Genomic DNA, 9,849 nt, shown 5'->3' with positions numbered 1-9,849 from the left:
ACTATTTGTACGCCTCAATCGCGGGCCTGTTTCGCGCCTTGCTCTTCGCTTCCGTCGCTCGCTCTGCCCCTCTTTTCGACTTTGTCAATAAGAGGGGCCCTGGCAGTGACACCAGGGCCCGCTTTATGATGGCGTTATTCTTTTTGTTGAGCTGCAGCAATGACGCCATTGCCGTCTTCGGTGCTGAAAGTGGCGCTCAAAGCCCAACCGGTCTTTTCTGCCATTATATATGTACCCTCCGGGGTATTGGTGGTCGCGGCTATGGTCCAGCCGTTCGATTCCAGGTCGGCTTTGTATTTATTGATCTGGTCAACATTGCCGATTTCTTCATACCAGACCATAATGGTTTGGCCCTCTGTAGTTTTGGCTTCACTGACGTTTGAGATCTTGGCTCCGCTCAACTGTGGAACATCAGCCGGCATACTCTTCGGCCAGGTCAAGTCTCCACCGGTCTTAAAAGAGGAGCTCCCATCCTTGGAATCCACTTGGACTTCGCCGTCATTTAGATCCACCTTGACCTCTCCGCCAGAAGCCGATTCGAGGGCTTTTTCAGTAGCCTTTTCGCCAATCTGGCTGCAGCCTGCTGCCAGGGCTGAGAAGGCGAAAACCAGCATTAATAACACAATCCAACCTGAATGAACCTGCTTGTCAAACATAATAAGTCCTCCCATCCTCTCATAGATATGCCTTCCATATCGGTTGGCTTGAGATTTATCCCTCCTTTAGCCCTGAATTCCTAAATAAGGCTTAACCGGGCTTTCCGCCCGGAGGCAATTTCATCCAGTTTATCATATCTGCAGGAATATTTTACTAGAAAGAAGGACTCTGGGAAATGACAAAATTTTTACATGCCCGCCGGCTGCAAAATGGGTACGGGAGTGATAATGAAGGATAGGCAAGTCAGGATGATTATGTTAACATATTAGATTGTGAGGGGTTCGATTGCTTATTATGGAATTACCTGGTGGAAGGCTGCTGGTTAAGGGGTATTCCAGCTAAAGAGGAAAGGTTAATGATTGAGATACATATACTGGCTAGCGGAAGTACCGGCAATGCCGCCCTGTTTCAATTCGGTTCCACCTCTATCCTGATCGATGCGGGCATCAGCGCCCGGCGTATCGCCAATGGGCTCAAAGCGGTGGGGAGCGATGTCAGGGCGATTGATGCCATCCTCTTGACCCATGAACACAGCGACCATATTAAAGGGGTCGAAGTCCTGGCGCGCCGCTTTCAGATCCCGGTTTATTCACGGGCCAAGACCTGGGAGAGGCTTCCCTTCAGAGACAACATTCCCGGCAGATGCTGCTGTTTACTCGACGATACCATGAAGATTGGCCCGGTGGACCTGGAATGCTTTCGCATCTCCCATGATGCCGTTGATCCGGTAGGTTTTACCTTTCATTACCGCCAGCGCAAACTGGCTTTTGCCACCGATGTGGGCTCTATAACCAAAACGGTCGTTGACGCTCTTTCCGGGGCGGATGTGGCGGTGCTGGAGGCTAACCATGATCGGGAGATGTTAGCCAAAGGACCTTATCCGGGCTTCCTCAAACAGCGCATCAGCAGCGGCAGGGGACATCTCTCCAATGACCACAGCGCTCGAATCCTGGCCCAGATAAAAATGAAACCTGGATTGCGGGTCTTCCTGGCCCACCTCAGCCAGCAGAATAACCGCCCCGATATAGCTGAAGACACGGTGGCCCGTTATCTGAGAAAACAAGGCTGCGATGTGGGGCGCGAAATCATTCTGCATCAGACCCATCCTCAACAAGCGGTGGGGTGCCGGGTGCAATCGTGGCTAAACCAGCCGCGGCCATAACGTCTGGGATTCATAACTTCCATCAATCCTCTGGAACTTTCCAATGCTCCTTCTCTTGCTGCCAGTTCCACAGCTCATAATATTCCTGCGGCGGCCTCAAGATCGTAGCTTTGCAGGACGCCAGGCATTTTCCGTCTTCAAGGCAAATCTCTGCAGCAACCTTGGCTCGCATACTGCCCCCTTTAATAACCCATCCGGTAACCGTAAGCGTTGTATTGGTCGGCACCGGGTGCCGGTATTTAACCTCCAGGCTGGCGGTAACAAAGAGGCGGTCATTCCCACCATCGATCATTATCGCCCGGCCTGAGGTTTCATCCAGGATGGCGGCAACAATGCCGCCATGAACGAATCCGGGATAGCCGTTGAAGTGTTCCGGGATTTCCAGTACGGCCCGGACCTTTCCCTCTTCGGGGTGATTGAACCACACCATTTTCAGACCGATATTATTTTCCCGGCCGCATAAAAAACAGGTCCGGGAAACAGGTTGTTTGTTCATTACAGTCCTCCTGTAGACTATCTCTTGAGATGATTGGCGGAGTGGGGTTAGGGCTGGCCGGTATCATAAATGAAACCGGCCGCTTTTCCCCTGACCGTTATTTCTTTTCAACCGGGGGATACTCCACTCCGAAGGTATCCACCTGAGCGGCTTTTATACGCTGGTCGTTTAGAGGCCGGTCACGGAAGTCCCGCTTTTGGGCGACAATATCATCCACCGCTTCCATCCCTTCCAGGACCTTGCCGAAAGCCGCGTACTGCCCGTCGAGATGAGGCGCCGCTGCCACCATGATGAAGAACTGGGAGCCGGCAGAATCCGGATGCTGGCTGCGGGCCATGGACAGGACCCCGCGATCATGCCGCAGGTCATTTTTAATGCGGTTGGCTGCGAATTCGCCCTGAATACTGTAGCCCGGCCCGCCGGTTCCTGTACCCTGGGGACAGCCGCCCTGAATCATAAACCCGGGGATAACCCGGTGAAAGGTGAGGCCGTCGTAGAAACCGCTTTTCACCAGGGATATAAAGTTATTGACCGTATTAGGGGCCGTTTCGGGATAGAGTTCGGCCTTGATAATGGCGCCATTTTCCATTTCGATTGTAACAACCGGTTTGGTAGTCATAACATCTTCCTTTCACGTTTGCTAGGGCTATTATACCAGATATGAAGATGAATTCCATTTAACCCGGGCTAGAGGCAGTTTATGAGCAAGGCTATATCTTGAGAAAGATTGTGGATTATAATAAGAATCAATACCAGAAATAGTGACGGAAAGAGTGATGGCTTATGAACCTGAAGTCCTATACAATCGCCGCTTTGGCCGGAACCGCCCTGCTGGTGGCCATAGCCGGGACTGTTCAGCTGCCCCAGCTGGCCACAGCCCTGTTGTTCTTTTTGATGGGGCTGGCGGTAACAGTTTCGGGAGCAGCCTATTTCAAAAACCTGCAGACCCTTAATTTACAGGGCAGGGTTATCAGCGGGATTGCAGAATTGCACCTTAAGCCCGATGGGGAGGAGGCTCTACAGCAAATCGAAAAGATTCTTAATAGAATGTTTCCCAGGGCTACACTATACCGTTATCCATTCTCGGGGCAGAGCGGTCCCATCACAGAGTGGGAACCAGCTTCCCGCTTAGCCCGGCAAAGCCTGGAAGAGAGCCGGGCCCTGATTATATATGGGCGGGGCGAAGAAGATATACAGTTGCCTGCCGGGATTGAAAATCTGGCCGTAGTGCCATTAGGCAGCCTCAATCTCCAGGCCTTGTTTATGATCAATATACCGCCGCAAGTCGGCCCTAGGAACCTGAAGACGGTGCTGGAAGCCCTGCTGAATCATCTAGGGGTCGTGTTTGGCCGGGTTGAGCTTAAACAGCAGGAACAGCAACGCTGTGAAACACTACTGGGGGCGGCTGTTCAAGCCATGGAAAGCCATCAACCCGTATTTATAGGTCATGCCCGGCGGGTAGCCCGCATCAGCCGCCTTATCGGCCAGCGTCTGGGGATGACAACAGAAGAGCTGCAGCAACTGGTCTACGCGGCCTTATTGCATGATATCGGCAGGTGGACGGCCGCCCCGGAGGATGAGGCCGAAATGGACCATGCTTCTTTAGGCCAGCAGATGATCCCGGCCAAAGAATCCCTGGCAGCCATAAAATCAGCGGTCTGTCATCATCATGAACGCTATGACGGCAGCGGCTACCCTTTAGGCCTGAAGCACACCGATATACCCCTGGCGGCCCGAGTAATCGCAGTGGCTGACATATATGACGCCCTCACCAGACTGGCAGATGAGGAGGAGGCCTATGATCATGACCAGGCCCTGGCGATAATCAAAAAAGCCATCGGTACTCAATTTGACCCCCTGGTGGTAGTAGCATTTGAGGAGGTGGCAGCGGAGCCAGGGCAGGATCACTCTTAGCAAGAGTCTTTTGTCTTATAGAGGTTTAAACATGGTAAATCGCTATACTCAAAGCTTAAAGTCGGCCCTGAGAGTAATCGATACTATTAGGGAGGGATTGATGGTATTTAGGCTTAATTACTGGAGGAGGGGCCAATGCAAGACAGAAGCTTGAGGAAAGCAACCCATATTAAAATCGCCATCAGAGTCCTGGTAGGACTCATAGTCTTTTTAAGCTTTTTTTCTTATGGATTAAAACCGCTTCAGGCGTTTGACCCCCAGAATTACAGCATAGACACGATTACTGTTTTTAAGGTTTATAATGCCGAAAGGCAGTTGGAACAACGCCGGGTGTTGATTACCGGTCAATACCTTAAGGATGCCTCGGTAGGCATGATTACCAGCAGTGGCTACCAGGAATTAAAAGACCGCATCAATAACTCCGAGGGACTCTTGCAGTTCAATATTAATCAGGATCAAACCGGCAATTATCTGGTCATCGAGGGGCTCTCCATTGCCCTTAACGAAGGAGCTATGCCCGGTTTATCCGGGGTAAACCGTAAAGTCCGGGTGGGATTGGATGACCTGCACATTTCCGGCACCAACCTCAGTACGGTCAAATACACCCCGGGACTCAGTGCCGGCTATGAGCATGAAGGCGCTTATACCGCCCTGGACAAAGGCTGTTTCGACAGTGACAGTGAAGTGGCTATTCCTAAACCCGGCGGTGCCTTGGGATTGCAGAACCTGATATTCGAAAAGACCGAAACCTCAAGTTATGAACTCAGACCGGGGATAAATAGAACTGTAGAGATCACAATTAAACATACTTATCTGAATCAATTCCGCTTTGTTCAGGATATATCTGTCCAAGGACTGGAGATGTACCCCAACCGCGGCGAAGCAGGTTCCAAGCTGATCTTTCAAGCCCCGCACCCCCAGCTCAATACCTATGAGGTGTTTTTTCTAAAAAACATTGATGGAACTGATCCGTACACAAGCGTTAACCAGGGTAAAAACCGCACTTTTCAGAGCAATGTAAACCATATGGACATCCTTACCGTAGAGGTTCCCAACCTGCCGGTAGGGGAATATTACGTGGTTTTAACCAATCCGGTGGCTTTCGGTTTCGATCCCATGAATCAAGTGGTTCAAGAGCTTATAGTTGGGCAGCCGCAGTATCAGAAGTATACGGTGATCGATGCCAATATCAAGTCGGTCATCCTCAGTGTTCAGCCTGCTTCCGGACCGGATACGGGTTCGCGGGTAACCATCAGCGGACAATTTTTTGGAACCCTGAATATACCCGAATTCGTGCCTGATGAAACCACCATTCTAACCCCTGATCCCCCGGTCAACTCTAAAGAGCTTTTGCTCACTTATGGTCCTGGAACTTACCGGGGAACACCAATCAAAGAGGTACAGCGCAAGTTGAAGGTTATCATTGGGGATCAGGCTACTTTTCTACCCCGGGCTGACGGCTCCGGGTATGAAGTGAGTTTTAATGCCGACCTGGATATCATCACGGTACACAGTGCGCAGGTAGCCGATGCTGTTACCGATCCCCGCAAGGATGTTGTGGTGGAGACCGAGACCATACTTACCAGAGCCGATGACAAGACCATCGTTTTTACCGAGAGGGCCTCGTTGAGCAATGGCTACACCTATATCCCCAGCAAAATTCAGCCGCAAATTGTGAGTATGAGCCCGGATAGGATTCAAGTCATCGCTTCCGGAGGGCATTATGTGGTGCCTGAAGACCGGATGGCCGCCATAACCGGCAATAACTTTGCGGTAACCCGTTTCATCGACGCTCAGGGACAGGAAATACTGCGCTATCCCATCCTTGAGCTGGGGCCGGAGCTGCTCCTGGACAAGAACACCCAGCCGGAGCTTTACGTCCGGGTATTCGACAAGAACGGCCGGGAGGTGGACGGAACCGAGGGCAATGAATTAGGAACCAGGATTTTGTTCATGATTCCGGCTGATTCCAGTTTGAACACCCTGGGAAAAAACTATTTAAAAGTAACCAATCCCATCAAAAATTCCCCCCATCCCGGACTATCAGCCCAGCGCCCCGATTTTATCAGTTTTGTCAACCCTGAAGCCAGCCGCCAGCCGGTCATCACCGGGGTCAACCCTGATGCCATCACAGTTGACGGCGGTGAAAGCATCGAGATAGCAGGCAGCAATTTCATGAGCGGGGTCAAGGTATTCATCGACGGCTGGGAAATAAGCCCGATTTCACGCCAGGAAGACGGCAAGAGAATCACTCTGCAAGCCCCGTCCGGGCGTGAAGGGGAGACCCAGCTGCAGGTCATGAATCCCGAAGGAGCTATGGATACAGCTTTATTTACCTATGTTCTTACCTATACCAACCCCAAAATATCCGGTTTTGCCCCCAAACTGGGCAAAACCGGAACCCTGGTTATGGTTAAGGGGGATAATTTCCTTAAACCGGAGCCATCTTCCGGAGAGAGCAGCCCGCTGAAACTGATCGGCACCCGGGTTATGATGGAAGGGCGGGAAATCAACCAGTACAACCGCGATCCCGTCACTAATAAAATCGAATTGCAAAATTATGTCAATAACGAACAGCCTTTGTTGCGCATTCAAAGCGGAGGCGGGGCTTCGTACCTGGAACTGGCCGATTACTATCAAGCCGTGCTCCTGCAGGCTAACAGCCCCGGCAAGGAGCTGTTCACCCTGGATAAGGCCCATAACGGGGAAATCACGCTCAGCAACGGCTCAGACTTGACCTATAAACTGGAAGTAAATCCCGACAAGCAGGTGGAAGCAGTGCTATCCAACGGCTTCAGGGCATTGCTCACCCTGTCTGGGTCGTCATGGGAGATTGCCGGCAGTCCCCCTTTGAGATTGGATATTAAGACCCTCTACCAGGTGAACAGCAGCAATCATTTCACCGGTAAGCGGGTAGAGGTTGTGGACAGCGAAACCCTGCTGTTTACGGTGCCAGTCTTGGAGGCGGACGGGTACTACGACCTGACTGTCATTAATCCTGATACCAAAAAGGACAGCCGGGTCGATGAGGCTGGCTTCTACTACTATAAAATGCCTTTATCCCGTCCGGAGATCACCGCAATCGAACCTGATCAGGGCTCCACCCAGGGCGGCTATACTATCGACATTAAGGGCCGGGAGTTCGAGGATAACGGCAATACCAAGGTCAAAGTGTTCATCAACGGCATGGAAATCAAAGCTGCCGATACCCAGGTAAACAGCAGCGGCGACATGATTACCGTAAAGGTTCCGGCTTATCCCGGCGATTTGCGCCAGGATAAAAGCACTGACCGCTTAACGGTGCCGGTGGTCATCGTTAATCCGGACGGGGGCAGTGCCGGGGTCAAACAGGGATTCACCTATGTGGTTCCCAGCAGTCACCCCTTTATCACGGCATTGACACCATCAAAGGGCAGCGGGGTCGGCCAGGAGGTGGTGGAAATCACCGGCAGCGATTTTCGTTATTTTGAACCCTATGATGATGCCAACCGCAACCAGATTCGAGACCCAAACGAGCCTTTCAGCGACCTTAACCACAATAATCGTTGGGACAGTGAGATTGACATAGACGATCCGCTGACCGATTGGAGAGCGCCGGTAGCCCTCAATCACAGCCAGTATGATCATTACTACGATTCACCCATCTTGCCCCGCATCTATTTTGGGCAAGAAAGAGCCCGTATCGTAGAATTTGCCCGGGGTTATGTGAAAGTGCTCACCCCGTCGGCTGCCGCTGGCACGGCCAAGGTTTACCTGCTCAACAATGATGCCGGTATTAGCAACACGGTGAACTACAGCTATGAGGCTTTAACCCCCCGCATCACCAGTCTGGTGCCCGCCCAGGGGCCTAAGCAAGGCCGTCAATACCTGGAGATGTTCGGCAGCGGTTTCGCCAACACTGCAATTACTGTTCTGCACGATGGCAGTATCGAAACCCTCAACATGCCGGCGGTTCGTTTCGGCAGTATTGATAATCGCAGTATTCCAAGCGATCAGCCCAATTCCGGCCGGATCGACAATGGCTTGGCGACAGTACAGTTGGCAGGAGGCTTAACTGTGGAATACCAGGCCGGGAATACATTAAAGCTCAGGGTGGAGGAAAAAGGCCATGTTTTTGAGCAGGTTTATTCCTATGATGACACTCCGGTTTATATCGATTTGGGACAGCTCCGGCTGCAAGGCGATGAAAATACTTCATACGGCGGTTATGAGCTGCTCAAAGTAAGCGTGGAGGAGCGCCGTCTTGTAGTGGAGCGGGGTTATGCCCCACAGGTGGAGATGCTTTCCGGTCGTCAGCTGGCAGTGAAAACCCCCAGCTACTATACCATAGGGGTGGTGGCGGTCAGGCTTTATAACCCTGACGGCAGCCAGGCCCAGGCTCAGTACGAGTATAAAAACCCCGACAGTCATCCTCAGATCGTGAACATTACCCGCGATGGCAACGAACCCCAGGTAATTACAATCGGGGGTCAAAGCCGGCGCATATTAAAAATGGATTATCGATCCCGGGCGGTGATCAGTGTTTTAGGCCAGGATTTCCGCGAAGGGGCCCGCATTCAGGTGGGAGATTTGTTCAATATAGAGTCTAAGGACATTGACTATGAACTCCCCGGAAAGCTCAGCTTCGTTATGCCGCTGGCAGCGGAAACGGCCGTCGGCAACCTGTACCGGGTGGTGGTTGTCAATCAGGACGGGGGCACCGCTGCCTCAGACCAGATACCCGGGGAAACGAGCATTTACTTGCAGTTTACCAGCGGTGAGAGCAGCCCCGGCCTGACTTCGCTTTCCCCGGCCATGGGGCCAGCCAGCGGCGGTACCGCAGTGCTTATCGCCGGAAGTGATTTCCGCAGCAGTATCGATGGTTACGATGATTCCCTGGAGGTTTATTTCGGCTCCGTAAAGGTGCCTGACGGCGATGTCAGCCTCCTGGATTATAAAACCTGCCGGGTGATAACCGTTCCGGGGAGCCCGGGGACGGTTGATGTTAAGCTGGAAAATCCGGACGGAACCGTGGCCGGCCTGGCTGGTGCTTATACTTATATCAGCGAACCTGAGGTGGCAACGGTTTGGGATAGTGCGGGAAATACCCGCATCACCGAGCTTTCGATCCTGGGGGGACAACAGATCACAATTAAAGGCAGCGGGTTTTTACCGGGTGCGGTGGTGATATTTAACCCGGTGTTGGCAGAAAGCGCTTCTGCTGCCGCGGGAAGCCCGCTTTATCGTACTGTAGGCCGAACTGTAGAGGGGCGCAACGTCCGGGAAAGCGAGCCTTTTTACCTGCAGTCCGGGCAGGCGGTGGCCGCCCAGGTTTTAAGTCCCGACACCCTTCTGGTTACCGCACCCGGAGGGGCAATCGGCAGCGGCGGTTTACTGGTAAAGAATCCTGACGGGGGGGCCAGTGATATTCTGGAATTGCCTTATGATCTCCCCAGCTTACCGTCTCCCGGGGAGGTAACAGCGGAAATAATCCACGATTCTTACGCTGACTGTGACCGCTATATCAAGGTTCATTGGACTCTGGTGAAGGATGCTTCCCAGTATGAGATCTATGTGCTGATCGATAATGAACGCGAATACATAGGCTCGACCCGGTTGACCTCATTCGTATATCAGAGTC

The 9,849-nt window shown here is 52.3% G+C and carries 6 protein-coding genes; 3 read left to right on the top strand and 3 right to left on the bottom strand.

The window, feature by feature from the left end; translation table 11 throughout:
* Positions 1-134: 134 nt before the first annotated feature.
* Positions 135-656: a hypothetical protein gene (locus B2633_RS02835; RefSeq protein WP_483169025.1), complete on the bottom strand. Its 522-nt coding sequence runs from the start codon at positions 654-656 to the stop codon at positions 135-137.
* A 356-nt stretch (positions 657-1,012) separates the two neighbouring features.
* Here B2633_RS02835 and B2633_RS02830 point away from each other — a divergent pair, with 356 nt between their 5' ends.
* Positions 1,013-1,819: an MBL fold metallo-hydrolase gene (locus tag B2633_RS02830; RefSeq protein WP_481041773.1), complete on the top strand. Its 807-nt coding sequence runs from the start codon at positions 1,013-1,015 to the stop codon at positions 1,817-1,819.
* Between the two features lie 22 nt (positions 1,820-1,841).
* Here B2633_RS02830 and B2633_RS02825 read toward each other — a convergent pair whose 3' ends face one another.
* A complete protein-coding gene (locus B2633_RS02825) occupies positions 1,842-2,315 on the bottom strand; it encodes a PaaI family thioesterase (RefSeq protein WP_483169024.1) in 474 nt (157 codons plus the stop codon).
* 97 nt (positions 2,316-2,412) lie between these two features.
* Positions 2,413-2,934 (bottom strand): peptidylprolyl isomerase, encoded by a 522-nt coding sequence (locus B2633_RS02820; protein ID WP_483169022.1) that lies wholly within the window; start codon positions 2,932-2,934, stop codon positions 2,413-2,415.
* A gap of 164 nt (positions 2,935-3,098) precedes the next feature.
* Here B2633_RS02820 and B2633_RS02815 point away from each other — a divergent pair, with 164 nt between their 5' ends.
* Positions 3,099-4,229 carry an HD-GYP domain-containing protein gene (locus B2633_RS02815; RefSeq protein WP_483169020.1) on the top strand — a complete coding sequence of 377 codons (1,131 nt, stop codon included), beginning with the start codon at positions 3,099-3,101 and terminating at the stop codon, positions 4,227-4,229.
* Between the two features lie 135 nt (positions 4,230-4,364).
* Positions 4,365-9,849 (top strand): IPT/TIG domain-containing protein (locus B2633_RS02810; protein ID WP_483169019.1); only part of this gene is annotated, 5,485 nt, incomplete at its 3' end.

The organism is Syntrophomonas sp. UBA1041, assembly GCF_002316705.1.
Taxonomy (GTDB): domain Bacteria; phylum Bacillota; class Syntrophomonadia; order Syntrophomonadales; family Syntrophomonadaceae; genus DTU019.
This window is presented reverse-complemented; position numbering and strand designations above follow the sequence as displayed.